The sequence below is a fragment of the Rhodococcus sp. NCIMB 12038 genome (genome assembly GCF_002165735.1).
Lineage (GTDB): Bacteria > Actinomycetota > Actinomycetes > Mycobacteriales > Mycobacteriaceae > Rhodococcus_F.
This window is the reverse complement of record NZ_NHML01000020.1, coordinates 133,450-154,651: the sequence shown is the minus strand read 5'-3', so window position 1 is coordinate 154,651 and position 21,202 is coordinate 133,450. Positions and strand designations below refer to the sequence as shown.

General features: G+C 68.1%; 18 protein-coding genes. 12 read left to right on the top strand and 6 right to left on the bottom strand.

Going from position 1 to position 21,202, the window contains the following annotated elements; genetic code table 11:
* The first annotated feature begins 2 nt into the window (after positions 1-2).
* The 4 genes from CA951_RS28075 (at position 3) to CA951_RS43540 (ending at position 3,577) form a co-directional block, all read left to right on the top strand.
* Positions 3-932 carry an ABC transporter ATP-binding protein gene (locus tag CA951_RS28075; protein WP_087559952.1) on the top strand — a complete coding sequence of 310 codons (930 nt, stop codon included), beginning with the start codon at positions 3-5 and terminating at the stop codon, positions 930-932.
* Complete coding sequence (locus CA951_RS28070; RefSeq protein ID WP_087559951.1) at positions 929-2,566, top strand: ABC transporter permease; 1,638 nt, start codon at positions 929-931, stop codon at positions 2,564-2,566. Before CA951_RS28075 ends, CA951_RS28070 begins: the two co-directional genes overlap by 4 nt.
* Before the next feature lie 27 nt (positions 2,567-2,593).
* The gene (locus CA951_RS28065; RefSeq protein WP_087559950.1) at positions 2,594-3,346 is read left to right on the top strand and encodes an IclR family transcriptional regulator; all 753 of its coding nucleotides are present in this window, start codon (positions 2,594-2,596) and stop codon (positions 3,344-3,346) included.
* A 78-nt stretch (positions 3,347-3,424) separates the two neighbouring features.
* Positions 3,425-3,577: a hypothetical protein gene (locus tag CA951_RS43540; RefSeq protein ID WP_179220325.1), complete on the top strand. Its 153-nt coding sequence runs from the start codon at positions 3,425-3,427 to the stop codon at positions 3,575-3,577.
* A gap of 4 nt (positions 3,578-3,581) precedes the next feature.
* Here CA951_RS43540 and CA951_RS28060 read toward each other — a convergent pair whose 3' ends face one another.
* Entirely contained in the window at positions 3,582-4,622 is a 1,041-nt protein-coding gene (locus tag CA951_RS28060; RefSeq protein ID WP_256974112.1) for an NAD(P)-dependent alcohol dehydrogenase, read from the bottom strand.
* 244 nt (positions 4,623-4,866) lie between these two features.
* On the opposite strand from CA951_RS28060, the gene CA951_RS28055 reads away from it, so the two are divergent.
* Together CA951_RS28055 and CA951_RS28050 are read left to right on the top strand one after the other, a co-directional pair.
* Positions 4,867-5,841 carry a PDR/VanB family oxidoreductase gene (locus CA951_RS28055; protein WP_087559949.1) on the top strand — a complete coding sequence of 325 codons (975 nt, stop codon included), beginning with the start codon at positions 4,867-4,869 and terminating at the stop codon, positions 5,839-5,841.
* A gap of 42 nt (positions 5,842-5,883) precedes the next feature.
* Complete coding sequence (locus CA951_RS28050) at positions 5,884-7,086, top strand: cytochrome P450 (protein WP_179220328.1); 1,203 nt, start codon at positions 5,884-5,886, stop codon at positions 7,084-7,086.
* Positions 7,087-7,122: 36 nt separating this feature from the next.
* Here the strand turns inward: CA951_RS28050 and CA951_RS28045 are convergent, their stop codons facing one another.
* A complete protein-coding gene (locus CA951_RS28045) occupies positions 7,123-8,661 on the bottom strand; it encodes a PucR family transcriptional regulator (RefSeq protein ID WP_179220324.1) in 1,539 nt (512 codons plus the stop codon).
* Positions 8,662-8,824: 163 nt separating this feature from the next.
* On the opposite strand from CA951_RS28045, the gene CA951_RS28040 reads away from it, so the two are divergent.
* Together CA951_RS28040 and speB are read left to right on the top strand one after the other, a co-directional pair.
* Positions 8,825-10,204 (top strand): MFS transporter, encoded by a 1,380-nt coding sequence (locus CA951_RS28040; protein WP_087559947.1) that lies wholly within the window; start codon positions 8,825-8,827, stop codon positions 10,202-10,204.
* Between the two features lie 37 nt (positions 10,205-10,241).
* Positions 10,242-11,258, top strand: coding sequence for an agmatinase (speB, locus tag CA951_RS28035; RefSeq protein WP_087559946.1), 1,017 nt, complete (start codon positions 10,242-10,244; stop codon positions 11,256-11,258).
* Between the two features lie 78 nt (positions 11,259-11,336).
* On the opposite strand, the gene CA951_RS28030 is transcribed toward speB, so the two are convergent.
* Genes CA951_RS28030 through CA951_RS28020 form a run of 3 tightly spaced genes read right to left on the bottom strand, consistent with a single transcriptional unit; the run spans position 11,337 to position 15,014 of the window.
* Complete coding sequence (locus CA951_RS28030) at positions 11,337-12,257, bottom strand: hypothetical protein (RefSeq protein ID WP_087559945.1); 921 nt, start codon at positions 12,255-12,257, stop codon at positions 11,337-11,339.
* A complete protein-coding gene (locus CA951_RS28025) occupies positions 12,254-13,444 on the bottom strand; it encodes an aromatic ring-hydroxylating dioxygenase subunit alpha (RefSeq protein ID WP_087559944.1) in 1,191 nt (396 codons plus the stop codon). The genes CA951_RS28030 and CA951_RS28025 overlap by 4 nt, the downstream gene beginning before the upstream one ends.
* 40 nt (positions 13,445-13,484) lie before the next feature.
* Complete coding sequence (locus CA951_RS28020) at positions 13,485-15,014, bottom strand: class I adenylate-forming enzyme family protein (protein ID WP_087559943.1); 1,530 nt, start codon at positions 15,012-15,014, stop codon at positions 13,485-13,487.
* A gap of 117 nt (positions 15,015-15,131) precedes the next feature.
* Here CA951_RS28020 and CA951_RS28015 point away from each other — a divergent pair, with 117 nt between their 5' ends.
* Positions 15,132-15,737 carry a TetR family transcriptional regulator gene (locus CA951_RS28015; protein ID WP_087559942.1) on the top strand — a complete coding sequence of 202 codons (606 nt, stop codon included), beginning with the start codon at positions 15,132-15,134 and terminating at the stop codon, positions 15,735-15,737.
* 163 nt (positions 15,738-15,900) lie between these two features.
* Here CA951_RS28015 and CA951_RS28010 read toward each other — a convergent pair whose 3' ends face one another.
* Entirely contained in the window at positions 15,901-16,803 is a 903-nt protein-coding gene (locus CA951_RS28010; RefSeq protein ID WP_087559941.1) for a LysR family transcriptional regulator, read from the bottom strand.
* A 140-nt stretch (positions 16,804-16,943) separates the two neighbouring features.
* Here CA951_RS28010 and CA951_RS28005 point away from each other — a divergent pair, with 140 nt between their 5' ends.
* The 3 genes from CA951_RS28005 to CA951_RS27995 are packed head-to-tail and all read left to right on the top strand — an operon-like array spanning position 16,944 to position 21,198.
* Positions 16,944-18,308 (top strand): MFS transporter, encoded by a 1,365-nt coding sequence (locus tag CA951_RS28005; protein WP_087559940.1) that lies wholly within the window; start codon positions 16,944-16,946, stop codon positions 18,306-18,308.
* Positions 18,305-20,020 carry an acyl-CoA dehydrogenase family protein gene (locus CA951_RS28000; RefSeq protein WP_087559939.1) on the top strand — a complete coding sequence of 572 codons (1,716 nt, stop codon included), beginning with the start codon at positions 18,305-18,307 and terminating at the stop codon, positions 20,018-20,020. Before CA951_RS28005 ends, CA951_RS28000 begins: the two co-directional genes overlap by 4 nt.
* On the top strand, positions 20,017-21,198 hold the full coding sequence (locus tag CA951_RS27995) for a CaiB/BaiF CoA-transferase family protein (RefSeq protein ID WP_087559938.1): 1,182 nt from the start codon (positions 20,017-20,019) through the stop codon (positions 21,196-21,198). The genes CA951_RS28000 and CA951_RS27995 overlap by 4 nt, the downstream gene beginning before the upstream one ends.
* The last annotated feature ends 4 nt before the right edge of the window (positions 21,199-21,202 follow it).

Here is a 21,202-nt window from a genome sequence, read left to right as displayed (position 1 = left end):
CTATGAGCGCGATCATCGAAGTGCGCAACCTGGTGAAGACGTTCGGACGAACCCGGGCGCTCGACGGACTCGACCTCGAGGTCGGCGAAGGGGAAGTGCACGGGTTCCTCGGGCCGAACGGGGCAGGCAAGTCCACCACCATCCGCGTACTCCTCGGCAGCCTGCACGCCGACAGCGGTGAGGCCACCGTGTTCGGCCGCGATCCGTGGCGCGACGCCGTCGCCCTGCACCTCGACATGGCGTACGTCCCCGGCGACGTGACACTGTGGCCGTCGTTGTCCGGCGGCGAGACCATCGACCTCCTCGCGCGGATGCGCGGCGGACTGGACGAGACCCGCAAGAAGGATCTGATCGAGCGTTTCGACCTCGACCCGCGGAAGAAGGGGCGGGCGTATTCGAAGGGCAATCGGCAGAAGGTGGCACTGGTGTCGGCGTTCTCGTCGGACGCCCGACTGCTGCTGCTCGACGAGCCGACCTCCGGGCTGGATCCGTTGATGGAGCAGGTGTTCCGTGAGTGCGTGGGCGAGGCCCGCGACCGCGGGGTGACGGTGCTGCTGTCCAGTCACATCCTGTCCGAGGTGGAGGCACTGTGCGAGCGGGTCACCATCATCAGGTCTGGGCGGGCGGTCGAATCCGGGACGCTGGCGTCGATGCGGCATCTCAGTCGCACGTCGATCACCGCCGAACTTCTCGGTGATCCCGGCGATCTGAGTCGCATCGACGGTGTGGCGGACATCCAGTTCGACGGGTCGACGCTGCACTGCCAGGTCGACAGTGAACATCTCGGCGAACTCATCCGGGTTCTCGGCGACACGGGGGTGCGGAGCCTCGTCAGCAAGCCTCCGACCCTGGAAGAACTCTTCCTGCGGCACTACGAGATCGACGACGGCCCGAGGGCGTCGTCCGACACGGTGGAGAAGGTGCGGGCATGACTACCGCAACGGTGTCCCGGTTCCGGCCAGTGGAACCGGCACCGGTATCGTCGTCGGATTTCAAGGGGACACTGCACTTTCTGCGGTTGTTCCTGCGCCGGGACCGGATCGCGCTGCCCCTGTGGATCCTGATCTTCGCGTTCGCGCCCGCGCTGTACGTCGCGAGCATCGCCGACATCTACACCTCCCCGGCCGACCTGGCGGAGTTCGCGGCCACGACCGCGGCCAGCCCCGCACAGATCGCCATGTACGGGCCGATCTTCAACTCCAGCCTCGGTTCGGTGGGGGTCTGGAAGGCCGGCATCTACTACACGCTGATCGGTATGGTGGTGATCCTGACGGTCATCCGGCACACCCGCGCCGAGGAGGAGACCGGCCGGGCCGAGCTTCTCGACTCCACCGCCGTCGGACGGTATTCGGGTCTGACCGCGGCGCTGATCCTCGCCGGCGGTGCCTCCGTGGTCACCGGGATCCTATGTGCGGCAGCGTTACTCGCCCGCGACCTCCCGGTCGGCGGCTCGGTGGCCTTCGGGACGTCGCTGGCCTGCTCCGGTCTGGTGTTCACCGCGGTGGCGGCCGTTGCGGCGCAGGTGAGTACCGGCGCCCGCGTCGCGCGCGGCATCGCATTGACGGTGCTGGGCGTCGCCTTCGCGTTGCGCGCGATCGGTGACGCCGGCAGCGGCACCCTGTCGTGGTTCTCGCCGCTCGGCTGGGCCCTGCAGATCCGTCCGTACGCCGACGAACGCTGGTGGATCGTCATCCTCAGCCTCGTCACGGCGGCCGTACTCACCTGGGCGGCATACGCTCTCCTGCGCCGGCGCGATGTCGGCGCCGGTCTGATCGCCGAACGTCCCGGACCCACCGACGCATCGCCCGCACTCGCCGGAACCCTCGGACTGGCGTGGCGGATGCACCGCGGCACTCTCGCGGCCTGGACCGCCGGGCTCGGACTGTACGGACTGCTGATCGGCAGCGCCGCGAACGGCGTCGGTGGCCAGGTCGGCAACAGTCAGACGATCCGCGACATCATCCTGCGGATGGGTGGGTCGCAGTCGCTGGAGGAATCGTTCATCGGCTACGCGTTCACCATGCTCGCCATTGCGGCCGCGGCCTATGCGATCTCCGCGTCGCTCCGCCTGTATTCGGAGGAGAACGCCCAGCGTCTCGAACCGGTGACCGCAGGTTCCGTCGGCCGGGTCCGGTGGGCGTCGAGCCACATCCTGTTCGCGTTGCTGGGTCCGGCGGTCGCGATGGTGGTGGCCGGAGTGGCCGCCGGACTCACCTACGGTGCATCCATCGGCGACGTGGGTGGGGCCCTGCCCGGCGTGATCGGGGCGGCGCTCGTGCAGCTTCCCGCGATCTGGATGCTGGCCGGAGTGACGGTCCTGCTGTTCGGTGTCGTTCCGCGGTTCACGCCGGTGGCGTGGGGAGTGCTCGTCGCCTTCCTGCTGATCTTCATGGTGGGGTCGATCGCGCAGTTCCCGCAGACCGTCCTGAATCTCGAGCCGTTCAGCCACGCTCCGAAGCTGCCGGGCGGCCAGTTCGAATGGGCGCCGATCGGGTGGCTGCTGCTGATCACGGCCGCGCTGATCGCGGTGGGTGTGGCGGCGTTCCGGCGGCGCGATCTGCGCTGAGCCCCGGCCGGTGTGCACACTGAAGGCATGGCACGTGTGCACACCGGCGAGTCCGTCCTGGCCCGGACGGTGCGGATAGTCGAATCGTTCCGTTCGGACGATTCGCTGCTCACGGTGTCCGAGATCGCCCGGCGGTCCGGTCTGCACATCTCCACCACGTCGCGGTTGATCGACGAACTGGTGGGGTGCGGCTGGCTCGAGCGGGAGGACCGGAAGGTGCGGATCGGGGTCCGCCTGTGGGAGGTCGCGTCGCGGGCGTCCCCGACCCTCGGGCTCCGGGAGGCGGCGATGCCGTTCATGGAGGATCTGCACGCCGTCGTCGGGCAGCACACTCAGCTCGGTGTCCTCGAAGGCGACGAGGTGTTGTTCATCGAGCGGCTCACGGCGCCGGGAGCCGTCGTCAACTACACGCGCATCGCCGGCCGGATGCCGCTGCACGTCTCTTCGTCCGGGCTGATCCTGCTCGCGCACGGACCGTCGGAGCTGCAGGAGCGGATCCTGGGGGAGCCGTTGAAGGTGTTCACCGACAATACGATTCGCACCCCCCGACAGTTGCGGGGTGTGCTGGCGGACGTGCGCCGGCACGGCTACATCCTCTGCGCCGGTCACCTGTACCCGGACACGACGGGTGTCGCGGTTCCGGTGCGGGACGGCACCGGCAAGGTGGTGGCCGCGCTGTCGGTGGTCGTGCCGAACGACGAGAAGGCGTACGCGCAGATCCCCGCGCTGCAGGCAGCGGCGAAGGGCATCACCCGGGTGATGGCGACCGCGTCGAAGTAGCCCGCCGGCCCGGTGGACTATCCGGCCCGCCCGTGCCACGGTGGAATCGGAACCACTTCTCCCGGAAAGCGCAGCGCCATGGAAAGCACCGCACAACCCAGCCCCCTGGAATGCCCGGACTGCCACGCCCTCACCGCGGATCTCGAGGCCCACAAACACTGGCACTCCCGGCTCGTGCACGACATCGCCACCGCGGTCGACAAGGACATCAGCCGACGGGCACACACCTAGGAAGTCAGTCGGCAGACACCGAGAGCACGACCTTTCCGCGCACCTGCCCGTCGACTAGGCGGCGGAGGGCCGTCGCGGCCTCGCCCAGCGGGTACGTTCGCTCGACGACCGGTGTGACGTCGCCCGACTCGACGAGGTCGCGGAGCACGCGCAGGTCGGCGCCGTCCTCCTTCGAGACGAACGCGCACAGCGTCCGACTCGAGAAGGGGGACAGCGCGAGCGCGCGGAGCTGGCGATCCGTGCCGCCCAGCCACCGTCCGTCCGTTTCGCCGCCGATGATGACGAGTCTCCCGCGCGGCGTGAGGACCCGGCGCAGCCGCGACAGGGACGTGTTGCCACCGATGTCGAGGACGACGTCGTACCGCCGCCCGAGCCGAGTGACGTCTTCGTCCGTGTAGTCGACGACGTGATCGGCGCCGATCGACCGGACCAGGTCGACCTTCGCGGTGCTGCACACGCCGGTGACCTCCGCGCCGTACGCCTTGGCGACCTGCACGGCGAACGTGCCCACGCCGCCGGAGGCGCCGAGGATCAGCACCGACTGCCCCGCCGAGACCCGGCCGTGGTCGCGTACCGCCTGCAGCGCCGGGAGCCCGGAGATCGCGATCGCCGCGGCCTGCTCGAACGTCAGGTCGGTCGGCTTGTGCGCGAGTTTGGCCGCGGGCGCGCACGCGTACTCCGCGAACGTCCCGGTGCCGATGCCGAAGACGTCGTCGCCGGGCCGGAATCCGGTGACGCCGTCGCCCACCGCCTCGACGCGCCCGGCGAGGTCCATCCCGGGAACGGCGACCTTGGGCCTGCGGAGGCCGTACCCGGCGAGGCGCAACGGGTACGGCAGCCCGGTCACGAGGTGTGCCACGCCGCGATCGACACCCGCCGCGTGCACTCGGACCAGCACCTGGTCGGCCGCGGGAACGGGTACCGCGACGTCCCGCAGTTCGAGGATCTCGGGCGGGCCGTAGACGTCCCGGACGACGGCCTTCATCGTGCCGCGTGGGTGCCTGGACGCGTCGGCGGGGCGTTCGGGTTCGGTCGGTGGCACCATCTTCGGACTCCGTTCGGACGGTGGGTCGGGTGCGCAATCCCCGGCCGTCACGTGAAGAATAAGCCGACGTGCCGCAGACCGGGCTCGATCTCGTTCCGGACGGACTCGAGCGTGTGACGGCACTGGGAATTCGCCCGGGGGAGTGACTCCGGTTACGGTCTCGACTTTCAACTATTGAAAATGCTCTGGCGGCTCGGCCCCTGCTCGGAAGATCCTCGAACAAACGCGAGATCGAGGAGTCGAGATGCCACAGAACCCGGTTTCTTCCGGTGCGCCAGCGGACGCGGCGCTGCGAGTTGTTGCCAAAGAGGTTGTCGTGGAAGGTGTCGTAGCGCTGACCTTGCAGCACCCGGACGGCCGGCGGCTGCCGGACTGGGCGCCCGGCGCCCACATCGACCTGATGCTCCCGAACGGGCTGACCCGCCAGTACTCGCTGTGCGGTGACCGTTGGGACGCGCACACCTACCGGGTCGGTGTGCTGCGGGAATCCGCAGGCCGCGGCGGGTCCGCGTACGTCCACGACGAACTCGCCGAGGGCGACCTGGTCGGGGTCGGCGGTCCGCGCAACAACTTTCGGCTCGTCCCCGCGCCGAGGTATCTGTTCGTCGCCGGCGGCATCGGAATCACCCCGCTGCTGCCGATGATCCGCCAGGCCGAACTGATGGGAATCGAGTGGCAACTCGTGTACGGCGGCCGCACCCGGACGTCCATGGCGTTCCGGGACGAACTCGCCGGCTCCGGCGACCGGGTGGTCATCGTGCCCCGGGACGAGCAGGGCCACCCCGATCTGCCTGCGTACCTCGCCGCCGCGGCCGCCGCCGAATCGAAGGTCTATGTGTGCGGACCCGGGCCGCTGCTCGCTGCCGTCGAAAGCTGTTGCGCCGATTGGCGCGTGGGCTCGCTGCGAACCGAACGTTTCGTACCGAAGGACCGGGGCGCACCGCTGCGCGACGAACCGTTCCAGGTGGAGCTCGCGCGCTCCGGCCTCGCGGTGACGGTGACTCCCGGCGCCAGCGTCCTCGACGCGGTGCAGGCGGCCGGGGTCACCGTCCTGTCCTCGTGTCGCGAGGGCACGTGCGGGACCTGCGAGACGACCGTCCTCGCAGGCGCCCCCGACCACCGCGATTCCGTCCTCGACGACGACGAGCGATCCGCCGGCGATTGCATGCTCATCTGCGTCTCACGGTCGTGCTCCGACCGCCTCGTGCTCGACCTCTGACCCACCCAGACGTGACACCCAGCGAAGGGATTTCCCGTGACGATGTTCGCCCCCGCCCCCACGTTGCCCGTCAGCGATGCCGACCCGTTCGCCCTCGACGTCCTGCAGGACCCGTTGCCGTTCCAGGCGGACCTGCGCGATGCGGGCCCGGTCGTGTACCTGCGGCGCTACGACGTCTTCGCGCTCGGCCGCTACGAGCAGGTCCATGCCGCGCTGATCGACTGGCAGTCGTTCCAATCCGCCGCCGGGGTCGGTTTGAGCAACTTCCGGTACGAGACTCCGTGGCGTCCCCCGAGCATCCTGCTCGAGGCCGACCCGCCGCACCACGACGCTCCGCGGGCGGTGCTGAGCAAGATTCTGGGTCCGCGCGCACTGCAGAAGCTCAGGGCGTCGTGGATTCAGGACGCGGACATCCTCGTCGACCAGTTACTCTCGAATGCAACCGAATTCGACGCGGTCACCGACCTCGCTGCCGCGTTCCCGCTGCGGGTCTTCCCGGATGCCGTCGGCATCGCCCGCACCGGGCGGGAGAACCTGCTGCCGTACGGGGACCACGCGTTCAACGCGTTCGGTCCGGTCAACAGCCTGGTGAAGAAGGGCGCGCCGCGGGTGGCCGAACTGTCGGGCTGGGTCAGCGAGCAGTGCGCGCGCGACGCACTCACCGGTGACGGCTTCGGTGCGCAGATCTGGGCGGCGGCGGACCGCGGCGACATCACGTACGAGCAGGCGCCGCTCGCCGTGCGCTCGCTGCTGACGGCAGGGGTGGACACCACGGTCAACGGACTCGCGGCCGTGCTCTACGCGTTCGCGCGGCATCCGGAGCAGTGGGCGAGGCTGCGCGAGAATCGCACGCTGGCCCGGACGGCGTTCGACGAGGCCGTGCGGTGGGAGTCGCCGGTCCAGACGTTCTTCCGCACGGCTACGAGTGACACCGAGATCGGCGGCACGGTGATCCCGGACGGCAGGAAGATTCTGATGTTCCTCGGCGCCGCGAACCGTGATCCGCGCAGGTGGGAGAACCCGGACCTCTTCGATCTCGGCCGGAATCCGTCCGGGCACGTGGGGTACGGGATGGGTATCCACCAGTGCGTCGGCCAGCACGTCGCCCGCCTCGAATCGGAGGCGCTGCTGACAGCGCTGGCGTCCCGGGTGGAGTCGCTGGAGATCGCCGGGCCGGTGCGCCGTCACCTCAACAACACGCTGCGGTCATGGGAATCGGTGCCGGTGCGGGTGCGGCTCGCATGACCATACGTACGTATGTATTGACGGAATAGGGACAGCTCAGGTCGCCGGCGTGGACTCCGATCGGTCGCTGTCGCGGGTGTACAGCAGTTCCGCAGCGCGGACGGCGAGCCAGAGTTCCGACAGTGAATTGGTGTCCGCAAGGTCGCGGGACGTCAGCGCCTCGACCTTGCGGATGCGGTACATGACCGTCTGCCGGTGAATGTGCATCGCCTGCGCGGTCTGCTGCCACGACCGCTGGTTCTGCAGGAAGGCGTCGAGCGTTTCGACGAGTCTCGAGTTGTGCTGTTCGTCGTAGTCCAGAACCGGGCGCAGGATTCTGTCCACCAGGGTTTGTGCGTCGGCCACGCTCGACAGCCCGACCCACGGGACAGCGCTGCCGTATCGGGAGACGACCGTCTCGCGTCGTTCGGCGATCGACAGTGCCCACGCGGCCTCCCGCGCCGCATCCTGAAAACGCGCGAGGGACCCGACGGTTCGGCTGATGCCGATGCGGGCGGTCGGGCCCAGCGCGCGGGACAGCACCGAGTCGGTGTCGGGGCCGTCCGGCACCAGGACGTGCGCGGTGCCCATGCGCAGCAGGCACAGATACGGGAGGGTGTGCCGCCACAGCGAATTGTGCAGTTCGAGCATCCGTTCCGGCTCTTCGCTGCGCGCCGCCACCAACACGGCGGACTCGGGTTTCAAGCCGAGATCGGCGAGTTGGGCGGTGACCCCGGCGACGTCCATGCGGCCTTCGAGCATCTGGGTGAGAAGCCCTGAACCGTAACGGCGTTCGTGTTCGAGCATCAACTGCGTCTGGGACAGTTCGATGGCGACGACGGTGGCAGCGTGCTGAAGCTGGATCGGGTCGACGCCCACCCGCGGATCGCTGAGCGTGACGAGTGCGGCACCTGCATGGCGGGGGATGTCGGTGAGCATCGCGGCCCGGTCGCCGACCGACGGAAGTCCGTACGCGCCGCCCGCCACGTTCTTCGATGCCTCGGACAACGCCACCACGGCGTCGCTGATCGTCGGGTCCAGCGGGGTCGTGCCCGGAAACCAGGGCTCCCCGGTGGCGCGGTCGCACACCTGGATCTCGCAACCCAGTTCGCGTGCGAGTGCGGACAGAAGGTCGGCGGGTGCGGCGCCGCGGGCGGTGTGCCTGCGGATCAGGTCGTAGATCCGGACGGTGCGAGCGAGGCGATGCGACTGGTCGAGAAGGGTGGCTTCGGCCACCGACCGGGAAATGGCGACGAAGGGGAGGGGATACCGGATCCACAGGACCGGGAAGCCCAATTCGTCGCTGGTGCGCGTGAACGCTGCCGTCAGGCGCGGGCAGTACATGTTCTCGCCGATACCCAGCCCGGCCACCCCGGCGTCGGCGAGGTGCCGGACCAGGTCGGCCTGCTCTTTCGCCGACTTCGGGAACGACATGCCGTTGGTCATCAGGAATTCGCCGCCGGTGACCCATCGCCACGGTTCGGGCAGGTCGGAGGTGTGGGTCCAGGTGACTTCGCGACCGAGTCCGGACGCCCCGGAATACACCTCCAGGCGCAGGTGCGGGATCTCCACGAGTTCACCGACGGTGACAGCCACGGAGCCTCCTCTGCGTCAACGCCCAATCAGGTTTGTGCGATCGAATAAAGCGTAACCACTGGTTTTGCGCATTGGCTACTCGTGTTCCTCCTAAACGGCCAGGCATTCTGTGTTGGACGTCACAAACGGCAACACCCGCACTTCATCCAGTCCAGGAGCCCCAATGACAAGTACCGGTCATCTCATAGACGATGCACCGTTGACCTCCTTCCACAAGAAGCTGACAGCGTTCTCCTCCGGCGGGCCGTTCATCGACGGATTCGCGTTGTCGATCATCGGCGTCGCGCTGATCACCATGGAACCGGCGATGAGCCTGAGCACCACCGAGATCGGATTGATCGGTGCGGCAAGCTTGGTCGGGATCTTCGTCGGCGGCGGTGTGTTCGGCTACGTGACCGACAAGATCGGCCGGCATTTCATGTACATCGCCGACCTGGTCGCGCTCGCCGTGTTCTCCGTCCTCTCCGCATTCTGCGGTGAGGCCTGGCAGGTCATTCTGCTGCGGTTCCTGCTCGGTGTCGCGATCGGCGCCGATTACCCGATCGCCACGTCACTGCTGGCGGAATTCCTGCCCAAACGGCAGCGCGGCCGGCTGCTCGGTGCCATGTTCGTGGTGTGGGCGGTCGGGGCCGCCGCTGCCTACATCGTCGGATACCTGGCGAAGGATCTCGGCCCGGATGCCTGGCGCTTCCTCCTCGCGAGTCCCGCCATCTTCGCCGTCATCACGCTGCTCGCCCGGATGGGTACACCCGAGTCGCCGCGGTGGCTGATGAGCAAGGGGCGCATGGCGGAGGCCGACAAGTCGATCAAGCTCGTCTACGGCGAGCAGTACGGTGTCGCCGACCTGCCCGAAGAGCCAGTGGTGAGCACGTCGTTCCTGCGGGTGTTCCAGAAGCCGTACCTCGAGCGCACCATCTTCGTCGCGATCTTCTGGACCGCCCAGGTGATCCCCCTGTTCGCGGTGTACACGTTCGCCCCCGACCTGCTCGAATCCTTCGGGCTGTACGGCGACGCCAACCTCTACGGCGGTTCCCTCATCATCGCGGTCCTGTTCGTGGTCGGCGGCATACCCGGTCTGTGGCTGGTCGAGAAGATCGGACGACGCAAACTGCTGCTCGGGTCGTTCGCCGTCATCGGTGTCACTTTGGCCGTCCCCGCCCTGATCCCCGACGTTCCGGCGGAGATCTTCTTCCTGGCCCTCGCAGTCTTCGCGATCGGCTCCGGTGCCTCGAGCTTCCTCGAGGTGGTCTACCCCAACGAGCTTTTCCCCACCGAGGTTCGAGCCACTGCGGTCGGTGTCGGCACCGCGATCAGCCGAATCGGGTCCGCCGCAGGCACCTATCTGATGCCGATGGCGCTGATCAGCTTCGGCGCGAGCGGCGCACTCATGATCGGAGCGGTTGTCACGCTCATCGGGCTCGTGGCCTCCATTTTCCTCGCACCGGAGACCCGCGGCGCGTCGCTGACGGACACCGCACCGAAAACCGAGTCAGAAGTAGAGAAATCCGACGATCCCGACCCGGCGCCCGTGACCCGCGCCTGACCTGACACGAACCTTCCCGAGTACAGGAGAGACAGCCATGCCCCAGCCCAGAGAATCCCTCGTCGGTGCCCTGCCCGCAACCCAGGTTCCCCGCTACGCCGGCAAGGGCACGTTCGCCCGCATCGCCGACATCCACGAGGTCGACGACTACGACATCGCGATCCTCGGCGTCCCCTTCGACGGCGGCACGTCGTACCGGCCCGGCGCCCGGTTCGGCCCGATGGCCGTCCGGCAGGCGGCGCGAGCACTGCGCCCCGGCTATCACGTCGAACTCGGCGTCGCACCGCTCGAAGAAGTGCAGGTCGTCGACGCCGGTGACGTGACGGTGACGCCGTACGACATCGGCGAGGCCTGCCGGCAGATCGAGGCACACGCCGCCGAGATTCTCGGCGGCGGCGACCGGAAGATCGTCTCGATCGGCGGCGACCACACGATCGCCCTGCCGAATCTGCGGGCGCTGCACGCCAAGCACGGACCGATTGCCCTGGTGCACTTCGACGCTCACCTCGATACCTGGGACACCTACTTCAGTCAGCCGGTGACGCACGGGACGATCTTCCGTCGCGCGTTCGAAGAGGGTCTTCTGGTCGAGGACCACTCCATTCACGTCGGAATACGCGGTCCGATCTACGACCAGGCCGACCTGAACGACGACGCTCGAATGGGATTCCGGATCATCCGCGCGGGTGATCTGGACGTGATGGGCATCGAGGCGGCCGTCGACGTGGTCCGCCGGCGCGTCGGTGACGTCCCGGTGTACGTGTCGATCGACATCGACGTCCTCGACCCCGCGTTCGCCCCCGGAACCGGCACACCCGAAGCGGGTGGCCTGACATCCCGCGAACTGCTCCGGATGCTGCGCCAGCTGACCGGCCTCAACGTCGTCGGCGCCGACGTCGTCGAGGTGGCCCCGGCCTACGATCACGCCGAGATCACCTGTGTCGCAGCCGCTACCGTGGTATTCGACCTCGTGTCGCTCATGGTTGCCGGTTCACAGCGCGACACCGTCGCCGCGGCGGCCGAAGCCATCGGCGCATCGACGCCGAGCTACTGACCGTCCTGAACGACCCGACGCCCTGACGAAGCGGCGCCCCGGCGAGGGCGCCGCTTTTCTGCGGTCAGCCGCGCCGGCCTACCCGAACACGAACAGGGCGTCGCTCCGGTCGTGCTGGAAGGCGGCGGACCTGAGCACGTCGAGTGTGGTGGTATCGGTTGCGTCGACGCTGGTTTCGATGGAGACGGCGCCGCACGCCCAGAGGTGCTCGATCGCGGTCCGGACGACCTCCACCGACCGGTCCCGACTGTCGGCGGCGACGTCGAGGCGTAGTAGGCCGACACGGTGCGTTTCGTCGGTCAGGCCGACCCGGACGTGGCCTGCGACTGCCCCGTCGGCGTCGGTGATGCACAGCCGCCGAGTGTCAGTGGCATCGGCCTCCTCGAAGTGCTGCCACACGGACGCCGGCCCGGTGTCGGGGCCGGCGTCCGCAGTCGCCACGAACGGTGGGTGCGGAGCGCGAGCCATGCGAGACGCGGCGTAGTCGGAACGGGACGGCAGGAGGAGCCTGTCGCGCCGGCCTCGGAATTGTGCGCCGAATCGCCGCGCCAGCCGGCCGGACGCCGGATGCGAGCCGTAGGAGCATCCGACGAACGTTGCACCGTCGATGGTCCCGAACGGTGCGGGCAGCCCCGACAGGTCGGCGCCGACGGTCTCGAAGACGGCGGTGGCGACGCCCATCGACCGGAATTGCGGATCGACCACGATGTCCACGGCCCACAGCGACGATCCCAGTTCGCGCGCAGTGACCACCGCAGCGAGCACGGGCGCACTCGGCGCGGCGGTTGTCCACCGGTGCAGGAGCGTGCGGACCTCGGCGGTCAGGTAGCGCGCCGACGGCCGCGACAAGGACGGGTCCGGTGCGGAGAATCCCATCTCCGCATCGGCATCGCGCGCCGCCCGGAACAGAGGGGCGGTGCCCGGTGATGGGGGACCGTCGTAGCAGCGGAGCGAGATCAGGCCGGGTTCGGTGTCCTCGTACGGGATGGGCACGCTCACGCCTCCGGCGCCGTCTCGACGAGTCGGCGTACTTCCCGCCGGAAGAGGTGACTGGCCAGTTCGTTGCGGCCGAGCAACATCGTTCCCGCATCCATGCTCGACAGCACACGTTGCGAACCGTCGAGGATGGGGAAGTCCTCGTCGTGGAGGATCGAGATGAGGATGTCCCAGTTCTTCTTCCACCGTTTCTCCCAGTGTTCCTCGGCCAGCCCGCTGTCCTCGACCGTCGGGGCCATCACCCGCATCTGCATGATGGACTCGTTCGGATCCGCCCCCACCGGACGAAACGTGAGAAGCTCGATGTGGGTCGCGTGCTTGAGCAGCATGGTGTTCGGTGCGAGAAAGCAACTCTCGATGGTGTGGTTCACCATCGACGGATCCCACGTCACGTCCTGGCCGATGAACTGGTCGATGCTCTTCCGGCTGGTCAGGAACCAGAAGTGGCGACCGTAGTCCTCCATGGCAACGGCGTTGGTGTGCAGCATCTTTCCTGCCGTGTTGGGATGCGCATATTTGACGTGGTAGTTGTCGAGGAACCCGTCCTGCATGATCTTCCAGTTGGTGGGGCGGCGATAGGTGTGCGGATCAATGCTGACGAGGCGGTCGATGCCGAACCCGGCGAGAATTTCGTCCATCTCGGGGCCGAGCCACGCCGCGACGTCGATTTCCCGTCGGGCGTTGTCGATGATCCAGACGAAGCCGTGACGCTCCTCGACGGGAAGCTCGACGAGGCCGAACCGGGACCGGTCGAAGTCACCGAAAGTGTTGTCGAGGGTCACGTTCCGCAGCCGGCCGTCCGGATCGTACGACCACCGGTGATACGGGCACGAGAAGATCCGGCACTTGCCGGATTCCTCGGTCACCAGCTCGGCGCCGCGATGCCGGCACGCGTTGACGAACGCTTTGACGCTGCCGTCCTTCTGCCGGATGACGATGGCCTTGTTGCGCGGCAGTTCGACGGAGATGAAATCGTTCTTGCCGGCGAGTTCGGTGCTGTGCGCGACGATGAACGGCACTTCACCGAAGATGCGGTCCCGTTCGAGTTCGGCCAGCGCCGGATCGTGGTAGTCGGTCGACTGGAATGGTGCGATCTCGTCCCACTGGTCGGTGACGGAATCGCTGAGGTGCGTCAGCAGCTTCCGCAGTGCGCGGTCCCGCACGGTCTGCACGTCGTTGTCGATGGTCATGATGAAAGAACTCCAACTCGTTCGCGATGGACACTTGTGGCTAGGACGCGGTTCGGCCGATGCGATCGTGGTGCTCGGAGAGGTCGGCGTATTCGGCTCGCAGAATCCGTTTGTCGATCTTCATGCTGGAGGTGCGCGGCAACGGGCTGTTCCGGAACACGACATAGCGGGGCACCTTGTAGTTCGAGAGCCGACTCCGGCAGTGCTCGACGATCTCGTCCGAGGAGACGTCACCGGCGGTGCGAAGGAGAACAGCAGGCGTTTCACCGAACTCGTCGTCGGAGACGCCGATGACCGCGGCCTCGAGCACGGCGGGCAACTCGAGGACGGCGCGTTCGAGTTCCGCGGCGTAGATGTTCATCCCGCCCGAGATGATGACGTCCTTGGTGCGGCCCACGACCCGGATCGCGCCCTCGTCGTCCTTGACGCCGACGTCGCCGGTGCGCAGCCAGCCCCCTGCGAACGTCTGCGCGGTGAGCGCGTCGTCCTGCCAGTACCCTCGGGCGACGCCGGGGCCGGAGACCCAGATCTCGCCCGGTGTGCCCGCAGGGCAGGGTGTCCCGTCGAGGTCCATGATCTCGACGGCGGTGAGGATTCCGCCGAAGCCGACCGATTCCGGTTTACGAATGGACAGTTCGACGGTGGGGAAGGTGACCATCGACAGCGATTCGGTGAGCCCGTACGCCTGGCGCAGACCGACTCCCTTCGCGGACCAGGCTTCGATGAGACTGAGGGTCACCGGGTTTCCGCCGATGAACACCACTTTCAGCGACGAGAGGTCGGTGGACTCGAACGACGGGAGTGCTGCCATCTGCTCGAAGAAAATGGTGGTGCCCGCCATCGTCGCCACGCCTTCGGACGCGATGAGCGACATCGCGACCTGCGGATCCCACTTGGGCAGCATCACGATGCTGCCGCCGAGAACGAGGGGTGCGAGGAATCCGTTGAGCAGACCGGCGGCGAACGACATCGAGCTGAGGTTCAGGGTGCGCGCGCCCATGAGTTCGGGCGCCTGCAGCGACCACTCGAAGAACGCGCCGAGCAGCGATTCGTGGGTGTAGACGACGCCCTTCGGCAGTCCGGTCGACCCGGACGTCGGAATGACGCACACCGCGTCGGCCGGATCGGTCGAGGGAGCGGGCAGGGGCGCGTCCAGATCGGTGGTGTACATCGTCCGGGAATCGAGGATCCGGGGCGGTTCGGTGATGCCGGTGCAGGCCGTGTCCGCGGTCTCGCGGTTGACCGCCGCGGTGACCACGACTCTCGGGGTGAGCTTCTGATACACCTCGCCCAGTTCGACGGCCTTGTGCCGCTCGTTCAGTGGGCACAGCAGGGCTCCCGCCCGGATCGCACCCAGGGCGGCGATCGCCCACTCCACGGAGAGACCGCCGAGGACTCCGACCCGGTCGCCGGGTCGCACGCCCGAGGACACGAGATGCGCGGCGGCCCGATCCATCGCGACGCTCAGTTCGCTCCAGGTCAGCGAGAGGTCGTGACAGATCAACGCCGGTGCGTCGGGTTGGCGAACCGTCCAGGCCTGGACGGCGCGGAGAATGGTGGTGTCACGCATCGACGTGCTCCTTGTAGGACTCGGGGGTGGTGGTCTGGGGTGGCGTGTGCGGCCGGATCTGTGGGCCGAGAGCGACGCCGGCCGGGGGTACGATTCGCGCGGACCTGAGGAGGATCAGTGGGACGCAAGCCGGCGATCACGCGGAGCGCTGTGGTGTCTGCCGCGATCGAGATCATCGACCGCGACGGCATGGACGGATTCAGCCTCGAACGGATCGCAACGGCGCTCAATGTGCGGGCACCCTCCCTGTACAACCACTTCGCCGACAAGACCGAGATCCTGTCGGAGGTGGCGCGTGCGGTGGTCCTGGAGACTCCGCGGATTCCGGACCCGGCACCGGGGCAGTGGCGGGACTGGTTGATCGCCGAGTCCCTCGAGTTCCGGAATTCGTTGCTCCGCCACCCGAATGTCGTTCCGGTGGTGTTCACCTGGTTTCCCGAGAACCTCCTGCACAAGTTGTACGCGCAGTATTCGAGGCTGTTGGGCGATCAGGGGGTTCCGTTGTCCCGTCGGCTGTTTCTGCTCGAGGCCACCCACCGCATGACGGTGGGATCCGCGATGTGCACCGCGACCGGCAGACCCGCGCTCGTGGAGTTGCCGCCGAACGGTTCGGTGGAACCGTCCGAGGGAACGTCCGTCGCGGTACGGGACGCCGACGAGGCGCTGTTCGTCGAGATGCTCAGGGCGTTCCTGGTCGGTGTCGACGTCGAAGGTGGACACTGACCGCGGTCCCACTCCGGGTCGAGTCGATCGGTGGGCGGGCGATCGGCGGTGAAGACATCCCAGGCCTCCTCGGGCTGGTGAAGCGCGTGTCTGGTGTGAGACAACGCTACATCGAGCGTGACTTGTCTCACGAGAAATAAACTATAGGCGTTAGTAAATTCGGTCAAGCCCTCTTGTGACCGACATTTCCGATCACGTCGCGCAGCACCCGGGTGACCGTCTGCACCGACGGCGACGGATTCGCGTCCTGCCAGGCCATCGCGATCGGGAGGGTCGGGGCGTCGCCCGCGATGGGCAGGTATTCGACCCCGTCCATCGTGAGGTGTGCCGTCGAATCGACCACGACGGCCACCCCGACCCCGGCGCCGACCATCGCGAGCAGGCTGTACGGGTCGGGTGCCTCGTGTGCGACGACGGGGGCGAACCCTGCCGCCGCGCACAGCGCGAGCGTGGCGTCGCGGACCACGGAACCGTGTTCGGCGGGGTAGATCACGAACCGTTCGCTCGCCAGTTCCTGCGGCACGACGGCACCCGCGTCGACGAGGTGGTGGCCGGCTGGGACCGCGACCATCAGCGCCTCCTCGAGCACGGTGTGCGTCGCGAAACCCCGCGGGACCGGCAATCCGACGATGCCCATGTCGAGGGTGCCGCGGGCGAGGGCGTCGAGGACCTCGCCGGAGTACATCTGCGGGCGAAGGTCGAGTTCGATGCCGGGGTAGGCGTCGGCGAGGGAGCGGGCGAGCACGGACAGCACCGTGTAGCCGCCCGCGCCGCCGAACCCGACGGTCACGCGGCCGGTCTCCCCGGCGGCCGCCGCCTGTGCGATGCCGCGCACGATCCCGATCTGCGCCTCGATGGTGCGGGCCGGACCCACCAGTGCCTCGCCCGCGGCCGTGAGGCGCACCGAGCGGGTGGTGCGGACGAACAGGTCGGTGCCCAGTTCCCGTTCGAGGGCTCGCACGGTCTGGCTGAGCGGCGACTGCGCGACATGGAGACGCTCGGCGGCACGCCCGAAATGCAGTTCTTCGGCCACGGCGAGGAAGGCGTGCAGGTGACGGAGTTCCATGTCGCTCCTCGAGGACTATGTGTCTGGATCACCTAAACAAGCGGAATTAAGTCTTGGACTCTACACGGAATCCCGGCCATAGTGATGCACACCACCTCAACATCGGTGTGACGCCCCGAGCACGAAAGTCAGGGAGAACCGTGAATCCGAATCCCGGCCGCGACGCGGCACCACCCGAATACAGCACCCGGCAGGCCCGCAAGGCGGGTGTCACCGCCTTCGTCGGCACCACCATCGAGTGGTTCGACTTCTACATCTACGGCACCGCCTCCGCGCTGGTGCTGGGCCGCTTGTTCTTCCCCGACGCCTCGCCCGCGGTGGGCACTCTCGCCGCGTTCGCGACGTTCGCGATCGGCTTCGTGGCCCGCCCACTCGGCGGGATCGTGTTCGGTCACTTCGGCGACAAGTTCGGACGCAAGAACGCCGTCATCATCACGCTGATCCTCATGGGGATCGGAACGGTCGGGGTCGGCTGCCTCCCCACCTACTCGCAGATCGGGATCTGGGCACCGGTGCTTCTCGTCGCGCTCCGCGTGGTCCAGGGCGTCGCCATGGGCGGTGAGTGGGGTGGCGCCGTGCTCATCGCCACCGAATTCGCGCCACCGCACAAGAAGGTGCTGTACGGCGCGTTCGCGCAGCAGGGATCGCCCGTCGGCAACCTGCTCGCGACCCTGGCCTTTCTCGCGCTGACGTTGTTGTCGGACAGCGTGTTCGAGTCCTGGGGCTGGCGGCTGCCGTTCCTCGGGTCCGCCGCGCTCGTCGTCGTCGCGCTGTACATCCGGCTGCGCATCTCGGAGACCCCGGAGATGAAGAAGGCCGTCGTCGCGCAGGAACGCACCCGGATGCCGCTCGTCGAGGTGCTGCGCTCGCATCCCGTCGAACTCCTCCTCGGGGTGGGCGCGGTGGTCGCCGGTGTCGCCATCACCTACGTGAAGACCACGTTCGCACTCGCCTGGGCCACCGCCGATCTCGGCTTCGACCGCGGCGACTTCCTCCTCGTGATCACCATCGCGCTCGTCGCACAGGTGCTTGTCCAGCCGTTCGGCGCCGTGCTGGCCACGAAAATCGATCCGGCGCGGGCGATCCGGTGGATGCTGCTACCCGAGCTCGTGTTGCTGCCGTTGATGTTCCTCCTGGTCCAATCCGGGTCGGTGCCACTGGCGATGCTCGGCATGGTGCTGGCCACCGCGCCGCACGCGATGTACTACGCCGCGCTCGCCGGCATCCTCGCCCAGGTCTTCCCGACCAATGTCCGCTACACCGGAATCTCGCTGTCGTATCAGCTGTCCACGGCGATCTTCGCCGGAACCGCCCCGATGCTCTGCCAGTTCCTGCTCACCCGTACCGACTCGATCTGGCCGGTGGTCGCCCTCGGACTCGGTTACGTCGTGCTCTCGCTCGCCTGCATGACGCTGCTGCTCCGCAGGGGCGAAGCCCGTCGGAGCCGGGATGCAGAGCCCCTTCCCGCCCACGCCTCGACCCGGAAAGATGCTGCCCACTCATGAATTTCGCTCACACCGATCCCGCCCTGCGCGCCGTCGTCGACCGCTGGGCCGCACCGTCGGACCGTGACACGCTGAACGCCCTGCTGGACCGGCTCGGCGCAGACGCCGCCGGCCGACTCGACGCACTCGCTGCCACCGCGGACAAGAATCCGCCCGTGCTCGAGCAGTTCGACCGGGACGGCGAACGCATCGACCGGATCACGTACCACCCGGCCTATCAGGAGCTGTGCCGCGCCGCCTACAGCGAATACGGACTGTCCGCGCTGTCGCACCGCGGCGGCCTGCACGGCTGGAACGCGGTCCCGCCGCACCTGGTGAAGTACCTCGCGTCGTACGTCTTCGTGCAGGCCGAGTTCGGGCTGGCGTGCCCCGTGTCGATGACGGATGCCGCCGCCCGCACGCTGCGCATGTTCGGTGACCCGGAGGTGTTCGGGCCGTGGATCGACGCGCTGACCTCCACGGAACCCAAGGGTGCGATGACCGGCGCGATGTTCATGACCGAACCGCAGGCAGGCACGGACATCGCCCGCACGGAGACCCTGGCCGAACGCGACGGCGACGCGTGGCGGTTGACCGGGAAGAAGTGGTTCGCGTCCAACCCCGACGCCGACGTCATCGTGACCCTCGCCCGGTTCCCCGGCGGCGACGACGGCTCCACCCGCGGCGTCGGAATGTTCATGGTGCCCAAGGTTCTCGCGGACGGCGAACGCAACAGTTACACGATCGACCGGCTGAAGGACAAGCTCGGTACTCGCTCGATGCCCAGCGGTGAGGTGTCGCTGACCGGGGCGTACGCCCTGCAGGTGGGCGAACTGGACCGCGGGTTCCGGCAGATGGCCGAGATGGTGAACACGTCGCGGCTGTCGAACGCGATGCGGTCGAGCGCCCTGATGCGGCGGGCCGTGCGCGACGCCGTCGACCACACACGGGTGCGGGTCGTGTTCGGCAAGACCCTGTTCGACCAGCCCCTGATGCGCGCGACTCTGCTGCCGCTCGCGCTCGACGCAGAGGCAGCGCTCGCCCTGGTGGCGTACAGCGCGCAGTGTTTGCAGGCCGCCGACGCCGGAGACGAATCCGCGCGGGGGTTGATCCGGGTCCTCACCCCGCTCGCGAAGCACTACGTGTGCAAGCGGGCCCGGGTGGTCACGGGCGAGGCGATGGAGGTCCGCGGCGGCAACGGCTACATCGAGGAATGGGCACACGCCCGCCTGGTCCGCGACGCCCACCTGGGGTCGATCTGGGAGGGATCGAGCAACGTCATCGCCCTCGACGTGCTGCGGTGCATGCGCAAACTCGGTGCGCACCGTCAGCTGGCGGACACGATGCGCGGCATCCTCGCCGGGCTCGGACCGGACTGCGGCGCAGGCGCCGACGTGCTCCGTCGACGGTGGGAGGACCTCGTCGACGAGGGCGACCTGCTGGTCGCCGGAGACGAGGACACCGCGCAGGCCGGGTGCGCGCGTTACGCCAACGATCTGGCCTGCGCGACGATGGCCACCCTGCTCTACGACCTCGCCGATTTTGCCGTCACGGCGGGCCGCGGCTACCGGTCGCTGCTCGTCGCCAACGCGTACCTGTCGAGCGACTCCGGCGACGTCCCGGGCGTCGCCCTCCGCCACCTCGCGGCCGTCGTCGACGGCACCGACGTCACCGCGGATATCGCGCAGGCCGCCGCACCCCGATCCGACTCTGCGACAGGAGTTCTGCTGTGAACACCACCCACACCGGACCGGCACCCCTGGCGGGGGTGCGGGTACTGGACCTCTCCAAGATCCTCGCCGGGCCGTACGCCACCATGTCGCTCGCGGACCTCGGCGCCGACGTCACCAAGGTCGAGCATCCCGAGGGCGGCGACCCGACCCGGTCGTGGGGCCCGCCGTTCGTCGGCGCCGACGCCACGTACTACCTCGCGATCAATCGGGGCAAGAAGTCGGTGACCGTCGACCTCAAATCGGAAGAGGGACAGGATCTGATCCACCGGATCCTGGAGGAGACCGACGTCGTCGTCGAGAACTTCAAACCCGGCAGCGGGTTGCAGCGGATCTTCGACTACCGGACGCTGTCCGAGCGGTACCCGCACCTGGTCGTGCTGCACATCTCCGCGTTCGGGGAGGAGGGGCCACTCCGTGACGAACCCGGCTACGACATGATCGCGCAGGCCGCCGGCGGCCTCATGTCGCTGACCGGAGAGCCGGGCGGGGCGCCGATGAAGGCCGGATTCGCGATGGGCGATCTGGGGGCGGCGCTGTTCGGGCTGATCGGCGTGCTCGCCGCCCTCGTGGAGCGGTCGCGGACCGGCCGAGGGCAGTACGTGACGACGTCGCTGTTCGAATGCCAGCTCGCGCTGCACGTGAACTGGGCGACGAACTACTTCGCCACCGGGGAGCGTCCCGGCGCGCTGGGCTCCGGTCACCCGAATCTCGCTCCGTATCAAGCGTTCCCCGCGAGCGACGGGTACTTCGTCGTCGCGGTGGGCAACGACACGCAATGGGCGAGCCTGTGCTCGGCGATCGGGCGGGACGACCTGACGGCCGATCCGCGGTTCGAGCGCAACCGGGACCGGGTGGCGAATCGCGGCGATCTCGAGCGGGAACTGTCGGCGGCCTTAGCGCCGGGCACCGTCGAGCACTGGTGCGACACGCTCGCCGCGCACGCCGTGCCCGTGTCACCGATCCGGCACCTCGACGAGATCTACGCAGACCCGCACACCGCGGCGCTCGGCATGATCGGCACGGTCGACCACCCGACGATCGGCAGCCTGCGGCAGATCGCGTTCCCGGTCAGCTTCTCCGGCGAACGCCCGCACCTGACGTCCGCACCGCCGGTGCTCGGCGCCGACACCGACGCGATCGTCGGTGCCCACCGCCCACACTCGATGGTCGGCGGGTAGTCCC

What these genes read in the sequence shown, in the direction of transcription:
- CA951_RS28025 (WP_087559944.1), bottom strand. Translation starts at nt 13,444, where the DNA reads ATGACCATCGACAACGACGTGCAGACCGTGCGGGACCGCGCACTGCGG.
- CA951_RS43540 (WP_179220325.1), top strand. Translation starts at nt 3,425, where the DNA reads ATGGAAAGCACCGCACAACCCAGCCCCCTGGAATGCCCGGACTGCCAC.
- CA951_RS28010 (WP_087559941.1), bottom strand. Translation starts at nt 16,803, where the DNA reads ATGGAACTCCGTCACCTGCACGCCTTCCTCGCCGTGGCCGAAGAACTG.
- CA951_RS28055 (WP_087559949.1), top strand. Translation starts at nt 4,867, where the DNA reads ATGCCACAGAACCCGGTTTCTTCCGGTGCGCCAGCGGACGCGGCGCTG.
- speB (WP_087559946.1), top strand. Translation starts at nt 10,242, where the DNA reads ATGCCCCAGCCCAGAGAATCCCTCGTCGGTGCCCTGCCCGCAACCCAG.
- CA951_RS28050 (WP_179220328.1), top strand. Translation starts at nt 5,884, where the DNA reads ATGTTCGCCCCCGCCCCCACGTTGCCCGTCAGCGATGCCGACCCGTTC.
- CA951_RS28000 (WP_087559939.1), top strand. Translation starts at nt 18,305, where the DNA reads ATGAATTTCGCTCACACCGATCCCGCCCTGCGCGCCGTCGTCGACCGC.
- CA951_RS28040 (WP_087559947.1), top strand. Translation starts at nt 8,825, where the DNA reads ATGACAAGTACCGGTCATCTCATAGACGATGCACCGTTGACCTCCTTC.
- CA951_RS28060 (WP_256974112.1), bottom strand. Translation starts at nt 4,622, where the DNA reads ATGGTGCCACCGACCGAACCCGAACGCCCCGCCGACGCGTCCAGGCAC.
- CA951_RS28020 (WP_087559943.1), bottom strand. Translation starts at nt 15,014, where the DNA reads ATGCGTGACACCACCATTCTCCGCGCCGTCCAGGCCTGGACGGTTCGC.
- CA951_RS28075 (WP_087559952.1), top strand. Translation starts at nt 3, where the DNA reads ATGAGCGCGATCATCGAAGTGCGCAACCTGGTGAAGACGTTCGGACGA.
- CA951_RS28065 (WP_087559950.1), top strand. Translation starts at nt 2,594, where the DNA reads ATGGCACGTGTGCACACCGGCGAGTCCGTCCTGGCCCGGACGGTGCGG.
- CA951_RS28070 (WP_087559951.1), top strand. Translation starts at nt 929, where the DNA reads ATGACTACCGCAACGGTGTCCCGGTTCCGGCCAGTGGAACCGGCACCG.